The organism is Pseudomonas sp. (genome assembly GCF_051660785.1).
GTDB lineage: Bacteria > Pseudomonadota > Gammaproteobacteria > Pseudomonadales > Pseudomonadaceae > Aquipseudomonas.
On sequence record NZ_JBOFQE010000038.1, the window covers coordinates 64,873 to 80,303 of the forward strand.

Sequence of the window (15,431 nt, forward strand, 5' to 3'; positions counted from 1 at the left end):
ACATTGCGCTTTTAATCTCAAGGGTTGAGCCTTGCGCAATGTTGTAACGAATTTTGAGGTGAGCGGCACATGTATCACGGGGAGAGACTGAACGCCTGGACGCATTTGGTCGGGGCGGTGGCGGCGACGGTCGGGGTGGTGTGGATGCTGGTGATTGCCAGCATGGACGGCAGCCCCTGGAAGATCGTCAGCGTAGCGATTTACGGATTTACCTTGATGGTGCTTTACAGCGCATCGACCGTTTACCACAGCGTGCGCGGGCGCAAGAAAGCGATCATGCAGAAGGTCGATCACTTTTCGATCTACCTGCTGATCGCCGGCAGTTACACACCGTTTTGCCTGGTGACGTTGCGCGGGCCGTGGGGCTGGACGCTGTTCGGGATTGTCTGGGGGCTGGCGCTGATCGGCATCCTGCAAGAGATCAAGCCGCGGTCGGAAGCGCGGATTCTGTCGATCGTGATTTATGCGGTGATGGGCTGGATTGTGCTGGTGGCGGTCAAGCCGTTGCTCGCGGCGCTGGGCAGTACCGGTTTCGCCTTGCTGGCGTCGGGCGGGGTGTTGTACACCGTGGGGATTGTCTTTTTTGCCCTGGATCATCGGCTGCGGCATGCGCACGGGATCTGGCATCTGTTCGTGATTGCGGGGAGTTTGCTGCACTTTGTCGCGATTATGTTTTATGTCCTTTAGACCGCATCGCGGCCAATCGCTAGCAGGCTAGCTCCCACAGGGGATCTCCGGTGAACATGAAACTTGTGAACACCCAAAATTCAATGTGGGAGCTAGCCTGCTAGCGATGGCGGCCTAGAAATCTCCCCAAAGTTGCTGGGCAACCGCCAGTGCAACCACTGGCGCAGTCTCGGTGCGCAACACCCGCGGGCCGAGGCGGGCGGCGTGGAAACCGGCGCTCTTGGCCTGATCGACTTCAGCATCCGACAGCCCACCCTCAGGCCCGATCAGAAACGCCAAGGTCGCCGGCTTCGCATGACTCACCAACGGCTCAGCCACCGGATGCAGCACCAACTTCAATTCCGCCTCGGTCTGCTTCAACCAGTCCGTCAGCAACAGCGGCGGATGAATCACCGGCACCCGTGACCGCCCGCATTGCTCGCACGCGCTGATCGCTACCTGGCGCCAATGCATCAGGCGTTTGTCGGCGCGTTCGTCCTTCAGCCGGACTTCACAGCGGTCGCTGAAAATCGGGGTGATTTCGGTGACGCCCAGTTCGGTGGCTTTCTGAATCGCCCAATCCATGCGCTCGCCACGGGACAAGCCCTGGCCGAGATGGATCGCAAGTGTCGATTCGACCTGCCCGGCGAAGCTTTCATCGATCTGCACGACAACGCGCTTCTTGCCGACCTCCACCACCGTGGCGCGAAACTCATGGCCCGAGCCATCGAACAGTTGCAGCGCATCGCCTTCGGCCATGCGCAGCACGCGGCTGATGTAATGGGCCTGGGCTTCGGGCAATTCGTGTTGGCCGATGCTCAGGGGGGCGTCGATGAAGAAGCGGGACAGTCTCATGCTGGGTCTCTACTGAATCTGATGTTCGGCATTGTAATTGGGGGCGAGCTTGCTTTTGTGGCGAGGGGATTTATCCCCGTTCGGCTGCGCAGCAGTCCCATCTTTGGGGCCGCTTCGCAGCCCAACGGGTATAAATCCCCTCGCCACAATAAATCCCCTCACAACAGGGAAACTGCGTCGGTCTTTAGCCCGGATCGCGGAAGCCGGGGTGGAAGTCTTTTGGTACTGACACGCTGACGCCATCACGGGTCGCGATGTCGATGCCTTCACTGGCCACTTCGGCCAGAAAGTCGATCTGCTCCGGCGTGATCACGTACGGCGGCAGGAAGTACACCACGCTGCCCAACGGTCGAAGTAAAGCACCGCGCTCCAACGCATGCTGGAACACCTTCAAGCCGCGACGTTCCTGCCACGGGTAGGCTTCCTTGGTGGCCTTGTCCTTGACCATCTCGATGGCCAGCACCATGCCGGTCTGGCGTACTTCCGAAACGTTCGGGTGATCAGCCAGGTGTGCGGTGGCGGAGGCCATGCGCTGCGCCAGGGCCTTGTTGTTCTCGATGACGTTGTCTTCTTCGAAGATATCCAGCGTCGCCAAGGCTGCCGCGCACGCCAGCGGGTTGCCGGTGTAGCTGTGGGAATGCAGGAAGGCGCGCAGGGTCGGGTAGTCGTCGTAGAACGCGCTGTAGACATCTTCGGTGGTGACACAGGCCGCCAGCGGCAGATAACCGCCGGTCAGGGCCTTGGACAGGCAGAGGAAGTCCGGGCGGATGCCGGCCTGCTCGCAAGCGAACATGGTCCCGGTGCGGCCGAAGCCGACGGCGATTTCGTCGTGGATCAGGTGCACGCCATAACGGTCGCAGGCTTCGCGCAGCAGCTTGAGGTACACCGGGTGGTACATGCGCATGCCGCCGGCGCCCTGGATCAACGGCTCGACGATCACTGCGGCGACGGTGTCGTGGTTCTCGGCCAGGGTCTGTTCCATGGCGGCGAACATGTTGCGCGAGTGTTCTTCCCAGCTCATGCCTTCGGGGCGCAGGTAGCAATCAGGGCTCGGCACCTTGATGGTGTCCAGCAGCAACGCCTTGTAAGTTTCGGTAAACAGCGGCACGTCGCCCACCGACATCGCCGCCATGGTTTCGCCGTGGTAGCTGTTGGTCAGTGTGACGAAGCGCTTCTTGTTCGGCTGGCCGCGGTTGAGCCAGTAGTGAAAGCTCATTTTCAGCGCGACTTCGATGCAGGACGAACCGTTATCGGCGTAAAAGCAGCGGGTCAGGCCTTCGGGCGTCATCTTCACCAGGCGCTCGGACAACTCGATCACCGGCTGATGGCTGAACCCGGCAAGGATCACGTGTTCCAGCTGATCGACCTGATCCTTGATGCGCTGATTGATGCGCGGGTTGGCGTGGCCAAACACGTTGACCCACCAGGAGCTGACGGCATCGAGGTAACGTTTGCCTTCGAAGTCTTCCAGCCACACGCCTTCACCGCGCTTGATCGGGATCAGCGGCAGCTGTTCGTGGTCTTTCATCTGGGTGCAGGGATGCCACAACACCGCGAGATCGCGTTGCATCCACTGATTATTCAGGCCCATGTTCAGTCTCCTCGAGGCGGCTCGCTGGTTTCGCGGGCAAACAATCGCGCAAGCCTATGCAATGCATCGCACGGGGACAACCCATTGTGTCGATTGAGCTACTTTGTATAGGTCGATAGACGTTGCTGGCGGCGTTTTGATGGCTGACGTATTCTTCGCGGTTCTTTGAGTCGTCTGACTCGTGAAACCGCTATTTCCTCGTGTATTTCCGGAGTTCGCTGAATGTCTGCTGGTTGGCTGCGCGCCTGTGCGCTGGTGATGTTGGGGCTGTTCAGCGTGTCTGCGCTGGCCAAGGATAAAACGGCGATCGTGATCGGTGGCGGGCTCTCGGGCCTGACGGCGGCTTACGAACTGCAGAACAAAGGCTGGCAGGTGACCCTGCTGGAAGCCAAGCCGAGCCTGGGCGGTCGCTCCGGCATGGCCACCAGTGAGTGGATCGGCAACGACAAGACCCAGCCGGTGCTGAACAAATACGTCTCGACCTTCAAGCTGAGCACCACGCCAGCCCCTGAATTCGTGCGTGTCCCGAGCTACCTGATCGATGGCGTGTATTACACCGCTGCCGACCTGGCTACCAAGGAACCGGCCACCGCCGAAGCGCTCAAGCGCTTTGAAAAAACGGTCGATGATCTGGCGCGTTCGATCGAAGATCCACAGAACCCTGCGGCCAACAGTACGCTGCATGCTCTGGATCAGATCAACGTCTCCAACTGGCTCGACCGTCTGAGCTTGCCAGCCACTGCACGTCAGTTGGTGAATCAGCAGATTCGCACCCGTTACGACGAACCTTCGCGCCTGTCGCTGCTGTATTTCGCACAGCAGAGCCGTGTCTACCGTGGCGTTTCCGACCGTGACCTGCGCGCTTCGCGCCTGCTCGGCGGTAGCCCGGTGCTGGCCCAGGCCTTCGTCAAACAGCTGAAAACCATCAAGACCAGTTCCCCGGTGTCGTCCATCACCCAGGACAAGGACGGCGTGACCGTCAAAGTCGGCAGCGTTGGCTATCAGGCTGACTACGTCGTGGTAGCGGTGCCGTTGCGTGCACTGAACAAAATCGTGATGACCCCGTCGCTGGATGCCCAGCACATGGGCGCCATCAAAGGCACCAACTACGGCTGGCGCGACCAGATCATGCTGAAGTTCAAGACGCCAGTGTGGGAAAGCAAGGCGCGCATGTCCGGCGAGATCTACAGCAACACCGGTTTGGGCATGTTGTGGGTCGAGCCGGCACTGAAGGGCGGCGCCAACGTGGTGATCAACCTGTCCGGCGACAACGCCCGCGTGATGCAGGCGTTCGGCGACAAGCAGATGGCCGACCAGGTGCTGATTCGTCTGCACGCGTTTTATCCACAGGCACGCGGCTCGTTCACCGGTTATGAAATCCGCCGCTACAGTACCGACCCATCGATGGGCGGCGCTTACCTGGCCTTCGGCCCAGGCCAGATCAGCAAGTACTGGCGCTTGTGGGAACGTCCGCTGCAACGCGTAGCGTTCGCTGGCGAACACACCGACACGTTGTACCCGGGCACGCTGGAAGGTGCATTGCGCACCGGTCAGCGCGCGGCCAGTCAGGTTGAAGACCTGGCGGCGGGCAAGTCGTTTGAACCGGCCAAGGTTGTTCCGGCAGCGACCGCTGTGGCGGCCGGCGCGGTGGCGGCGAAGAAAGGTAACTTCTTTACCAACCTGTTCAGCGGTTCGTCCAACGACGACAAGAAGCCAGAACCGGTCAAGGCACCAGAGCCTGTCGCTCCGCCTGCACCGGCTCCTGCTCCGGTGCCAACGCCGGCCCCTGCGCCCGTTGAAGCACCGAAGCCTGCTGTACCGGTAAAAGCCGAGCCAGCTAAAAAAGCCGCGACCAAACCTGCGGCGAAGAAGCCAGCGGCTAAAACAGAAGCCAAAAAAGCTCCAGCGAAGAAAGCTGAGCCGGCGAAGAAACCAGCGGCCAAACCCGCTGCGACTCCGGCAACAGATACCAAAGCGCAGTAAGCTTTGGGATTAAAGAAACGCGGCGCAAATGCCGCGTTTTTTTATGCCTGAAGAAAAAAATCGAATAAATCCGGTGGCGCAGGTGTTCCTTGGTTGGGCTTCATTTTTTCTCACACATTGGTCTTTAATCTTTCCTTAACTGATCTATTACAGACTCTTGATCGTATTTCTCGATATTTCAAAGCGAAATTTTCCGCTTTAATTCGATAGGTAACTCGATAGTCTTGGTCGCAGTTCTCACAGGATTTGGGCAATGCAGCTACGTAACTCTTCTTCCCGCTACGGTTGGGTCAGCATCTTCATGCATTGGGGCGTGGCGCTGGTGGTCGTTGGTTTGTTCGCGCTGGGCTTGTGGATGGTCGGTCTCGACTACTACAGCAGCTGGCGCAAAGACGCGCCGGAATTGCACAAGAGCATCGGCCTGGTGTTGTTGGTCGTGATGGTTCTGCGGGTGTTGTGGCGTGTTGTCAGCCCGCCACCGCCGGCACTGGAAACGTACAGCCGCATGACGCGTCTTGGCGCCAGGTTCGGTCATTCGTTCCTGTACCTCAGTCTGTTCGCTGTGATGATTGCCGGATACCTGATTTCCACCGCAGACGGTGTCGGGATTTCGGTGTTTGGCCTGTTTGAAGTTCCTGCGCTGGTTTCCGGACTACCGGACCAGGCAGACACCGCCGGTGTGATCCATCTGTACCTGGCGTGGGTGCTGGTAATTTTTTCCGGTCTCCATGCGTTGGCAGCATTGAAGCACCACTTTATCGATCGTGATGCGACCCTCACTCGAATGCTGGGTCGCAAAGCCTGAAGTTCAACCTCGACTCCAAAGGAATAGAAAGCATGTTGAAAAAAACACTCGCTGCTCTGGCAATCGGTTCTGCTCTGTTGTCCGCCAACGTGATGGCGGCTGACTACGTCGTCGACAAAGAAGGCCAGCACGCTTTCGTTGATTTCAAGATCAGCCACCTCGGCTACAGCTTCATCACCGGTACCTTCAAGGACATCGACGGCAAGTTCAGCTTCGACGCTGCCAAGCCTGAAGACAGCAAAATCGAGTTCAACGTGAACACCGCCAGTGTGTTCACCAACCATGCCGAACGCGACAAGCACATCGCCAGCAAAGACTTCCTGAACGGGTCCAAAGCCAAGTTCGTCTCCACCAGCGTCAAATCCACCGGCAAAAATGCCGCTGGCAAAGACACTGCCGACGTGACCGGCGACCTGACCATCCTTGGCGTGACCAAGCCAGTGGTGGTCAAGGCCACTTTCCTGGGCGAAGGCAAGGATCCGTGGGGCGGCTACCGTGCCGGCTTCGAAGGCACCACCAGCATCAAGCGTTCCGACTTCGGCAAGCAGAAAGACCTGGGCCCAGCGTCCGATGCGGTCGAGTTGTACGTTTCGTTTGAAGGTGTGAAAGCGAAGTAATTTTCGCGCCTGACACAAAAACGCCCCCGGCCTCACGGTCGGGGGCGTTTTTTATTGCCGGACACAAATTTCAGCCACACCACAGATCCCCTGTGGGAGCGAGCCTGCTCGCGATGGCGGTAGTTCAGCCAACAGAGATGTTGAATGTTAAGCCGCTATCGTCGGAACGCCGCCCGGAGCCGGCTCGCTCCCACTGGGGTTCTGTGGTGAGTTGAGGATTTGTGTTTACCCCCCAGAAAACAAAAATGCCCCGGATCGTGAGAGCCGGGGCATTTTTCATTGCAGCGCTAAATCAGCGATTGCGGGTCAGCAACGCTGGCTTCTCACCACGTGGACGGCCTGGTAGTTGATCCAGTTGCTCAGGAGTCGGGAACCGATCGGTCTTCGACTCTTTATGGATGATCTTCGGTGCCGGGCCGCGCGGGTTTTGCACGGCCGGTTCCGAACGCGGCTGATCGTCGGTGCGGGCCGGGCGACGGTTGCGCGACTCTTCGCGACGGGTCTGGCCGTCACGTGGAGCGCCGTTGCGTGGACCGCTGCGCTTGGCCGGCGGGGTGCCGGTGGTGGCGCCGTCGCTGCTGCGTGGCCCGCTTTGGCGACCCTGAGGCTTGCCGCCGGTGCGCGGAGCACCTGCGCCAGCGCCAGCAGCCGAACCTTGTGCCGGAGCACCCGGACGGCGGCCACGGCCCTGAGCCGGTTTGGCTTGAGGCACGTAGTCGACGCGGTTACCGAAGTTATCGATGTCGTCGTCCAGGAATTCGTCCGGAGCACGATCAGCGGCAGCGCGTGGCGCCGGGCGCTGTTGCTCGCGAGCCGGGGTACCTTCGCGTGGCTTCTGCTCGCGTGCCGGGCGATCGCCACGGCCAGTGGCAGGCGCTTTTTCCTTGCCGCCCTTGTCCTTGCCTTTGTCTTTACGACCGCCGCCACCACCGGTGCCGTTGGGACCGTCGCCGCGCGGGCCACGTGGGTTGCGCGGGTTACGCACATCCGGACGCTCGCGGACTTCCGGTTTCTCGGCTTCTACAGCGCTGGAATCGAAGCCCATCAGGTTGCCGTCGGCAATCTTCTGCTTGGTCATGCGCTCGATGCTTTTCAGCAGCTTTTCTTCGTCCGGAGCGACCAGCGAGATCGCTTCGCCCGAACGACCGGCACGGCCGGTACGGCCGATACGGTGAACGTAATCTTCGTCGACGTTCGGCAGCTCAAAGTTGACCACGTGTGGCAACTGGTCGATGTCGAGGCCGCGAGCGGCGATGTCGGTGGCGACCAGGATGCGCACTTCACCGGCCTTGAAATCGGCCAGGGCTTTGGTGCGGGCGTTCTGGCTCTTGTTGCCGTGGATCGCGACGGCGGTGAGGCCGTGTTTGTCCAGGTACTCGGCCAGACGGTTGGCGCCGTGCTTGGTGCGGGTGAACACCAGGACCTGTTCCCAGGCGCCAGCGGTGATCAGGTGCGCCAGCAGCGAACGCTTGTGGTTGGCCGGCAGGCGGAAGACGCGTTGTTCGATACGCTCGACCGTGGTGTTCGGCGGCGTGACTTCGATGCGTTCCGGGTTGTGCAGCAGCTTGCCGGCGAGGTCGGTGATGTCTTTGGAGAACGTCGCCGAGAACAGCAGGTTCTGGCGTTTGCTCGGCAGACGGGCCAGGACCTTCTTCACGTCATGGACGAAGCCCATGTCGAGCATGCGGTCGGCTTCGTCCAGCACGAGGATTTCCACGTGGGACAAATCGACGCTGCCTTGGCCGGCGAGGTCGAGCAGGCGGCCCGGGCAGGCTACCAGCACGTCAACACCTCGGGACATGGCCTGAACCTGAGGGTTCATGCCGACGCCGCCGAAGATGCAGGCACTGACGAACTTCAGGTCACGGGCATAGACCTTGAAGCTCTCGTGAACTTGAGCCGCCAGTTCGCGGGTAGGGGTCAGGACCAGTACGCGCGGTTGGCGCGGGCCGTGACGCTGGGATTTGTCCGGGTGACCGCCCGGAAACAACCGCTCCAGAATCGGAAGGGCGAAGCCGCCGGTTTTACCAGTACCTGTCTGAGCCGCAACCATCAGGTCGCGACCTTGCAACACGGCGGGAATGGCCCGCTGTTGCACCGGAGTAGGCTCGGTATAGCCCGCTGCCTCGATGGCGCGGACTAAAGCCTCGGAGAGACCGAGGGAAGCAAAGGACATGAGTAATCCTGTTCTAGTTAGGGCTTGGCCCAATGGGAGTCTTGCCTGGCGCGAATGGCGTTTAAGAGGAACGCAATCCCGTCCGGTCCTGCTGGGCCTTGAAAGCTCGTCTGGAGCGCTCGCGCGGGCTGAAAAGCTGCGCTGTAGCGGATCGAGATGCCTTGAACAAGTCCGAGCGTCCGGGCGTGAGCCTGGCGGGAACGCCGGAGTATAACAGAGCAATCACTGCGCGCCGCTTTCCTGCTGCTCAACGGTTTTTATGGTGGCGGTGGCGGCCGTGGTCGCTTCCCCTCCGGTGCCGGGACCCGCGCCATAACGGGCGCTGAGTTCGGCGTAGGCGGGCTCGCGCTTGAAGCGTTTGAGTTCGGCACCGAAGCGCTGCACCAGCAAATCCATGCCGGCGTTGCGCCGTACTGCCAGAAACTGGCTCTGGTGGCTGATGACGGTGGGGTTTTCGGTGATCTTGTCGCGTATGCCCAGCTCGTCGAGCAAGTGCTGGCCAACCCGGCGATCGGTGATCAGCAGGTCGATCCGCCCGCGTACCAGTTTGCCGAAGTTGGCTTCGTGGGTCGGCGCCGGCTCCCGGGTGAACAGGGTCGATTCCCTGAAATCCTGGCTGTACAGATAGCCGGGCGAGGTGCCGATGGTCAGGCCTTTGAGGTCGTTGAGGGTACGAAACGGATGGGGCCGCTCATTGGCGTAGAACATCACGAATTCGACTTCCGACAACGGCTCGGCGGGATACAGGAGTGTCGCGTCGCGTTCATCGCTGTGAAAGATGTCCAGTGCGCCGTCCGCCTGGCCTGATTCAAGCATCGACAGGCAGCGTTTCCACGGCAGGAACTGCCAGTCCACTTCGATCCCCAGGCGTTTGAAGACGATGGCTGTGGTTTCGTAATCCAGGCCCAGGGATTTGCCGTCTTGCTCATAGACATAAGGCGCCCACGGCTCGGTGACAATGCGCAGCTTCTCGCCCCGGGCGGCAAAGCTCAGGCAAGAGAAAAGAAACACGGTCAGTAACTGTGCGATCAGAGGCATGGCTTGAGATTACGACGAGAAGTCACAAAGAGCCAGAAACCGGATCCAGAAGCTCTGGCCCAAGGCGCAATCCATAAAAAAGGCCCTGGATTGCGCCAGAGCCTTATCGGAGTGCTGCACTGTTTCAGCGCGGCAACTTCAGGTTGTTCCACACCGCCAGGCTCGCTTCAGCCTGGTTCAGTGTGTAGAAGTGCAGCCCCGGCGCGCCACCTTGCAGCAGGCGATCGCACATTTCGGTGATGACTTGCTCACCAAAGCCTTGAATGCTCTGGGTGTCGTCGCCGTAGGCTTCCAGCTGCTTGCGGATCCAGCGCGGGATTTCCGCACCGCACGCGTCGGAAAAGCGCGCGAGCTTGCTGTAGTTGGTGATCGGCATGATCCCCGGCACGATCGGGATGTTCACACCCATCGCCCGTACACGCTCGACGAAGTAGAAGTAGCTGTCGGCGTTGAAAAAGTACTGGGTGATGGCGCTGTCGGCGCCAGCGTTGGCCTTGCGCACGAAGTTGTTCAGATCGTCTTCGAAATTGCGCGCTTGTGGATGCATCTCCGGATAAGCGGCGACTTCGATGTGGAAATGATCGCCTGTTTCTTCACGGATGAATTCAACCAGGTCGTTAGCGTGGCGCAATTCACCGCTGGCCATGCCCATGCCCGAAGGCAGGTCACCGCGCAGGGCAACGATACGCTTGATGCCGGCTGCCTTGTACTGAGTCAGCAGGCCGCGCAAGTCGTCCTTGCTGTCGCCCACGCAGGACAGGTGCGGTGCGGCCGGGACTTTGACTTCGCTTTCGAGCTGCAACACGGTGTTGAGCGTGCGATCACGGGTCGAACCGCCAGCACCGTAGGTGCAGGAGAAGAAATCGGGGTTGTACGTAGCCAGCTGACGGGCAGTGGCGAGTAGCTTTTCATGCCCAGCGTCGGTCTTCGTAGGGAAGAACTCGAAGCTGTAGCGACGGTCTTGGGACATGGTCATATCCTTGGAAACACGTAAGCCGGAGGCCTGCACACCCAATGTAGGAGCGGGTTTGTGTGGCGAGGGAGCTTGCTCCCGCTGGGTCGCGCAGCGACCCCAAAGCTTTGCGACTGCTTCGCAGTCGAGCGGGAGCAAGCTCCCTCGCCACACAAGCCCGCTCCCACAGGGAGAGCGGGCCAGCAGGTCCGATCAGTAGCGGTAAGCGTGCGGCTTGAACGGGCCTTCGACGGTCACGCCGATGTAGTCGGCCTGGGTCTTGGTCAGTTGAGTCACAACGCCGCCGAAACCGCGGACCATTTCCAGGGCCACTTCTTCGTCGAGTTTCTTCGGCAGTACTTCAACCGTCAGGCGCTCGGCTTTCTGGGCTGGCGACAGGTCGGCGTACTTCTGGCCGAACAGGAAGATCTGCGCCAGAACCTGGTTGGCGAACGAACCGTCCATGATGCGGCTTGGGTGGCCAGTGGCGTTGCCCAGGTTAACCAGACGGCCTTCGGCCAGCAGGATCAGGTAGTCGTCGTTCTGGGCATCGAATGCGCCAGGACCGGTACGGTGGATCTTGTGAACCTGTGGCTTCACTTCTTCCCATGCCCAGTTCTTGCGCATGAAAGCGGTGTCGATTTCGTTGTCGAAGTGGCCGATGTTGCAGACAACAGCGCGCTTCTTCAGGGCTTTGAGCATGTTTGCGTCGCAAACATTGACGTTACCGGTGGTGGTCACGATCAGGTCGATCTTGCCCAGCAGGGCTTTGTCGATGCTGGCCTCAGTGCCGTCGTTGATACCGTCGATGAACGGCGATACCAGCTCGTAGCCGTCCATGCAGGCTTGCATGGCGCAGATCGGGTCGACTTCGGAGACTTTAACGATCATGCCTTCCTGACGCAGGGACTGAGCGGAGCCCTTGCCCACGTCACCGTAACCGATGACCAGCGCTTGCTTGCCGGACAACAGGTGGTCGGTACCACGCTTGATCGCATCGTTCAGGCTGTGACGGCAGCCGTACTTGTTGTCGTTCTTGCTCTTGGTTACCGAGTCGTTGACGTTGATGGCCGGGATTTTCAGCTCGCCCTTGGCCAGCATGTCCAGCAGGCGGTGAACGCCGGTGGTGGTTTCTTCGGTCACGCCATGGACGCGGTCCAGGATCGCCGGGTATTTCTTGTGCAGCAGCTCGGTCAGGTCGCCGCCGTCGTCGAGGATCATGTTGGCATCCCAAGGCGCGCCATCTTTGAGGATGGTTTGCTCCAGGCACCACTCGTACTCTTCTTCAGTCTCGCCTTTCCAGGCGAAAACCGCGATGCCGGCAGCAGCGATAGCGGCAGCGGCCTGGTCCTGAGTCGAGAAAATGTTGCAGGACGACCAACGTACTTCGGCACCCAGGGCAACCAGGGTTTCGATCAGTACGGCAGTCTGAATGGTCATGTGGATGCAGCCGAGGATTTTCGCGCCTTTGAGTGGCTGCTCACCGGCGTACTTGCGGCGCAGACCCATCAGGGCTGGCATTTCGGATTCGGCGATGATGGTTTCGCGACGGCCCCAGGCAGCCAGGGACATGTCGGCCACTTTGTAGTCGTTAAAATCTGCAGGCGTGATAACAGCGCTCATGATGAGCCTCCATTCGTAATGTATGCGAATGGGCGCCGTTGTGCGTTTAGTGTCCGGCCAATAATGGCCAGTCAACGCCCCATCCGAGCCTGACAGGTCGAACCTGCTGCAGCGCCCCTCGGACAGGTGGCGGGAAAACGGTATCAATGGATCGTTACCGTTTTGAAACGGTGGCGATTATAGCGGGCTATTCTTATCTTCCAAAGCGTTTCTGTTGATCAATGTCCGAACGGTAATCGAGTCCATAGGCGATGCCCAATAGAGCTCTAGGCCGGGCTCTGCCATGATGCCCCCCATCATTCGGCAAGACGCTCAGGAGTGAATATGAATTTCCACACCCGCAAATGGGTAAAACCCGAAGACCTCAACCCCAACGGCACGCTGTTCGGCGGCAGCCTGTTGCGCTGGCTCGACGAAGAAGCGGCGATCTACGCCATTGTCCAGTTGGGCAACCAACGTGTGGTCACCAAGTACATTTCCGAAATCAACTTTGTCAGCGCCTCGCGCCAGGGCGACATCATCGAGCTGGGCATCACCGCCACCGAGTTCGGTCGCACCTCCATCACCCTCAAGTGCGAAGTGCGCAACAAGATCACCCGCAAAAGCATCCTGACGGTGGACAAGATTGTCTTCGTCAACCTGGGTGAAGACGGCTTGCCGGCGCCGCACGGCCAGACCGAGATCAAGTACGTCAAAGACCAGTTCAAGGATGACGTCGCCAGCGAGTGAGATCGGCGGCGCGCCCATCGCGAGCAGGCTCGCTCCCACATAAGCCGTGCTGTGAACACGATCTGCGCCACAAAGAAGATCCCTGTGGGAGCGAGCCTGCTCGCGATGGCGGTCTCCCTATAAACGTTGATTCATCGAGTCAGTGAACAGCTCCGAACCGCGCGTGTCGTACCTACATGACACACCACCGGTTCCGGAGCTTTATGGACGCCAAGAAAGAAGGCAAGACCCCAAACCTGTCGCCGGAAGAGCAGCACGACGTCGACAAGAGCCAGCCGCCACGCGCGGCGGTGCTGCACGAAATCATCCGTACCCAAGGCGATCAGGAACTCGAGCGCAGTGTCGCCGCCTTGTGGTGGTCGGCCTTGGCCGCCGGCCTGACCATGGGCCTGTCGCTGATGGCCATGGGGTTGCTCAATTCCCGCCTGCCGGACGGTGAAGGCTTCAAGGTCATCGCCAGTTTCGGCTACTGCGCCGGCTTTCTTGCGGTGATCCTCGCCCGTCAGCAACTGTTCACCGAGAACACCCTGACGGCGGTACTGCCGATCATGACCAAACCCACACTGAATAATTTCGGGCGGTTGCTGCGCCTGTGGTCAGTGGTGCTGGTGGGCAACCTCTGCGGTACGTTGCTGGTGGCCTACGTGATGCTGAATCTGCCGATTTTCGACAGCAAGACCGACCTGGCTTTCCTCGATATCGGGCGCAAGATCATGGAGAACGACGCCAGCCAGATGTTCGCCAAAGGCATCGTTTCAGGCTGGATGATTGCCACCATGGTCTGGATGATCCCGTCCATGGAAAGCGCCAAGATGTGGATCATCATCCTCATCACCTACCTCATGGCGCTGGGGGATTTCACCCACATCGTGGTCGGTTCGGCCGAGGTCTCGTACCTGGTGTTTGCCGGCGAGTTGCCGTGGAAGGATTTCTGGCTGGTGTTCGCCGGGCCGACGCTGGCGGGGAACATCATCGGCGGCAGCTTCATCTTCGCCCTGATCAGCCACGCGCAGATTCGTAGCGAGAGCGGACCGCCGAAAAAGACTGCGGATCAGGGTTCGGAGCCCGATCCGCAGAAGAGCAAAAAATAATCAGTGATGCTCGGCCTGTGCCGCTGGCGCAGGCTCATCCTTGGTCACGTGCTTGACCAGTTTGCCGATGCTCAGACCCTGCAACAGGATCGACGACAGCACCACGATGTAGGTGATGCTCAGCAGCAAGTCACGCTCCGGCCCTAGCGGCAGGGCCAAGGCCAACGCCACCGAAACACCACCGCGCAAACCACCCCAGGTCAGAATCCGGATCGTCCCGCGCGGCACTGTGCGCCAGCGCCGCAGCAGCACGATGGCCGGCGCGACCGTCAGCAGGCGTGAAAGCAGAATCGCCAGTGCCAGCAAGCTAGCGGCCAGCACGTGCAGCCAGTTGAACGGCAGCAGTAACAGCTCCATGCCGATCAGGGCGAACAGCAGGGCGTTGAGCATGTCGTCGAGCAGTTCCCAGAAACCGTCCAGGTACTTGCGCGTCATGTCGTTCATCGCCAGGTTTCGACCCAGGTTACCGATGATCAGACCGGCGGCGACCATCGCAATCGGTGCGGACACATGCAGCTCCGACGCCATGGCCGAGCCGCCGATCACCAGCGCCAGGGTTAGCATGACTTCGATCTGGTGCTGTTCGATGCTCTTGATCATCAGGTACACCAGATAACCGATAAGCCCGCCAAACAGCACGCCGCCAATCGCCTCATGGGCGAACAGCATGGCCGTGGCGCCCACGGTCGGGGTTTCGCCGAGTTGCGCAATGCCCAGCAACACGGTGAAGACCACCACGGCCGTACCGTCGTTGAACAGCGATTCGCCGACGATGGTGGTTTTCAGAGGCTTGGACGCATTGGCAGTCCGCAGCACACCGAGCACCGCAATCGGGTCGGTGGGGGAAATCAGCGCGCCGAACAGCAGGCAATAAAGGAAGCTCACGTGCCAGCCGAACAGGGCAAAAATGTAATAGGCGAGGCTGCCGATCACCGCCGTCGCGATCAACACGCCGACAGTCGCCAGCAGGCCGATCGGCCAGCGATAGCTGCGCAGGTCATTCAGGTTGACGTGCAAGGCGCCGGCGAACAGCAGGAACGACAGCATCCAGTTCATCAACAGATCGCCGAAGTCGATCTGGCCGATCAGCTGCTGAATGCGCTCTTCGAGGCCGGGATAACCGAGCAAGCTCAGGCCTTGCAGCAGCAGGGAAAACATCAGCGCCGTGACCATGACCCCGATGGTCGGAGGCAGGCCGATGAAGCGGAAATTGACGTAGGTGAGGAGGGTGGTGAGGCAGATAAAGGCAGCGACAAGTTCGAGCATCCGGGGTCCTTGGATGGGAGGTGGGAAATGGGGTTTCAG

Annotated in this window: 13 protein-coding genes and 1 riboswitch; of the genes, 6 read left to right on the forward strand and 7 right to left on the reverse strand. The window is 60.1% G+C overall.

The window, feature by feature from the left end:
• Positions 1-69 precede the first annotated feature (69 nt).
• Positions 70-687, forward strand: coding sequence for a PAQR family membrane homeostasis protein TrhA (trhA, locus tag ACRC4F_RS08750; protein ID WP_438658940.1), 618 nt, complete (start codon positions 70-72; stop codon positions 685-687).
• A 114-nt stretch (positions 688-801) separates the two neighbouring features.
• Here trhA and ACRC4F_RS08755 read toward each other — a convergent pair whose 3' ends face one another.
• Together ACRC4F_RS08755 and ACRC4F_RS08760 are read right to left on the reverse strand one after the other, a co-directional pair.
• A complete protein-coding gene (locus ACRC4F_RS08755; RefSeq protein WP_438658941.1) occupies positions 802-1,521 on the reverse strand; it encodes a 16S rRNA (uracil(1498)-N(3))-methyltransferase in 720 nt (239 codons plus the stop codon).
• A gap of 184 nt (positions 1,522-1,705) precedes the next feature.
• Entirely contained in the window at positions 1,706-3,112 is a 1,407-nt protein-coding gene (locus tag ACRC4F_RS08760; protein ID WP_438658942.1) for an adenosylmethionine--8-amino-7-oxononanoate transaminase, read from the reverse strand.
• A 222-nt stretch (positions 3,113-3,334) separates the two neighbouring features.
• Between ACRC4F_RS08760 and ACRC4F_RS08765 the strand changes: the two genes are divergently transcribed.
• The 3 genes from ACRC4F_RS08765 (at position 3,335) to ACRC4F_RS08775 (ending at position 6,517) form a co-directional block, all read left to right on the forward strand.
• Positions 3,335-5,095, forward strand: coding sequence for a flavin monoamine oxidase family protein (locus ACRC4F_RS08765; RefSeq protein ID WP_438658943.1), 1,761 nt, complete (start codon positions 3,335-3,337; stop codon positions 5,093-5,095).
• Positions 5,096-5,348: 253 nt separating this feature from the next.
• On the forward strand, positions 5,349-5,900 hold the full coding sequence (locus ACRC4F_RS08770; protein WP_438658944.1) for a cytochrome b: 552 nt from the start codon (positions 5,349-5,351) through the stop codon (positions 5,898-5,900).
• A 32-nt stretch (positions 5,901-5,932) separates the two neighbouring features.
• On the forward strand, positions 5,933-6,517 hold the full coding sequence (locus tag ACRC4F_RS08775) for a YceI family protein (protein ID WP_438658945.1): 585 nt from the start codon (positions 5,933-5,935) through the stop codon (positions 6,515-6,517).
• 292 nt (positions 6,518-6,809) lie between these two features.
• Here the strand turns inward: ACRC4F_RS08775 and ACRC4F_RS08780 are convergent, their stop codons facing one another.
• From ACRC4F_RS08780 to ahcY, 4 genes are all read right to left on the reverse strand, one after another.
• The gene (locus tag ACRC4F_RS08780; RefSeq protein WP_438658946.1) at positions 6,810-8,693 is read right to left on the reverse strand and encodes a DEAD/DEAH box helicase; all 1,884 of its coding nucleotides are present in this window, start codon (positions 8,691-8,693) and stop codon (positions 6,810-6,812) included.
• Between the two features lie 222 nt (positions 8,694-8,915).
• Entirely contained in the window at positions 8,916-9,731 is an 816-nt protein-coding gene (locus tag ACRC4F_RS08785) for a substrate-binding periplasmic protein (RefSeq protein ID WP_438658947.1), read from the reverse strand.
• A 124-nt stretch (positions 9,732-9,855) separates the two neighbouring features.
• Complete coding sequence (gene metF, locus ACRC4F_RS08790) at positions 9,856-10,701, reverse strand: methylenetetrahydrofolate reductase [NAD(P)H] (protein ID WP_438658948.1); 846 nt, start codon at positions 10,699-10,701, stop codon at positions 9,856-9,858.
• 195 nt (positions 10,702-10,896) lie between these two features.
• Positions 10,897-12,306, reverse strand: coding sequence for an adenosylhomocysteinase (gene ahcY, locus ACRC4F_RS08795; RefSeq protein WP_438658949.1), 1,410 nt, complete (start codon positions 12,304-12,306; stop codon positions 10,897-10,899).
• A 23-nt stretch (positions 12,307-12,329) separates the two neighbouring features.
• Positions 12,330-12,432, reverse strand: a riboswitch (S-adenosyl-L-homocysteine riboswitch).
• Between the two features lie 198 nt (positions 12,433-12,630).
• Between ahcY and ACRC4F_RS08800 the strand changes: the two genes are divergently transcribed.
• Positions 12,631-13,035: an acyl-CoA thioesterase gene (locus ACRC4F_RS08800; RefSeq protein ID WP_010466921.1), complete on the forward strand. Its 405-nt coding sequence runs from the start codon at positions 12,631-12,633 to the stop codon at positions 13,033-13,035.
• A 203-nt stretch (positions 13,036-13,238) separates the two neighbouring features.
• Positions 13,239-14,126 carry a formate/nitrite transporter family protein gene (locus ACRC4F_RS08805; protein ID WP_438658950.1) on the forward strand — a complete coding sequence of 296 codons (888 nt, stop codon included), beginning with the start codon at positions 13,239-13,241 and terminating at the stop codon, positions 14,124-14,126.
• Here the strand turns inward: ACRC4F_RS08805 and ACRC4F_RS08810 are convergent, their stop codons facing one another.
• A complete protein-coding gene (locus ACRC4F_RS08810) occupies positions 14,127-15,392 on the reverse strand; it encodes a cation:proton antiporter (RefSeq protein WP_438658951.1) in 1,266 nt (421 codons plus the stop codon).
• Positions 15,393-15,431 lie beyond the last annotated feature (39 nt).

Coding starts and splice junctions, on each gene's coding strand:
- ACRC4F_RS08800 (WP_010466921.1), top strand. CDS start 12,631: ATGAATTTCCACACCCGCAAATGGGTAAAACCCGAAGACCTCAACCCC.
- trhA (WP_438658940.1), top strand. CDS start 70: ATGTATCACGGGGAGAGACTGAACGCCTGGACGCATTTGGTCGGGGCG.
- ahcY (WP_438658949.1), bottom strand. CDS start 12,306: ATGAGCGCTGTTATCACGCCTGCAGATTTTAACGACTACAAAGTGGCC.
- ACRC4F_RS08785 (WP_438658947.1), bottom strand. CDS start 9,731: ATGCCTCTGATCGCACAGTTACTGACCGTGTTTCTTTTCTCTTGCCTG.
- ACRC4F_RS08805 (WP_438658950.1), top strand. CDS start 13,239: ATGGACGCCAAGAAAGAAGGCAAGACCCCAAACCTGTCGCCGGAAGAG.
- metF (WP_438658948.1), bottom strand. CDS start 10,701: ATGTCCCAAGACCGTCGCTACAGCTTCGAGTTCTTCCCTACGAAGACC.
- ACRC4F_RS08775 (WP_438658945.1), top strand. CDS start 5,933: ATGTTGAAAAAAACACTCGCTGCTCTGGCAATCGGTTCTGCTCTGTTG.
- ACRC4F_RS08755 (WP_438658941.1), bottom strand. CDS start 1,521: ATGAGACTGTCCCGCTTCTTCATCGACGCCCCCCTGAGCATCGGCCAA.
- ACRC4F_RS08780 (WP_438658946.1), bottom strand. CDS start 8,693: ATGTCCTTTGCTTCCCTCGGTCTCTCCGAGGCTTTAGTCCGCGCCATC.
- ACRC4F_RS08765 (WP_438658943.1), top strand. CDS start 3,335: ATGTCTGCTGGTTGGCTGCGCGCCTGTGCGCTGGTGATGTTGGGGCTG.
- ACRC4F_RS08770 (WP_438658944.1), top strand. CDS start 5,349: ATGCAGCTACGTAACTCTTCTTCCCGCTACGGTTGGGTCAGCATCTTC.
- ACRC4F_RS08810 (WP_438658951.1), bottom strand. CDS start 15,392: ATGCTCGAACTTGTCGCTGCCTTTATCTGCCTCACCACCCTCCTCACC.
- ACRC4F_RS08760 (WP_438658942.1), bottom strand. CDS start 3,112: ATGGGCCTGAATAATCAGTGGATGCAACGCGATCTCGCGGTGTTGTGG.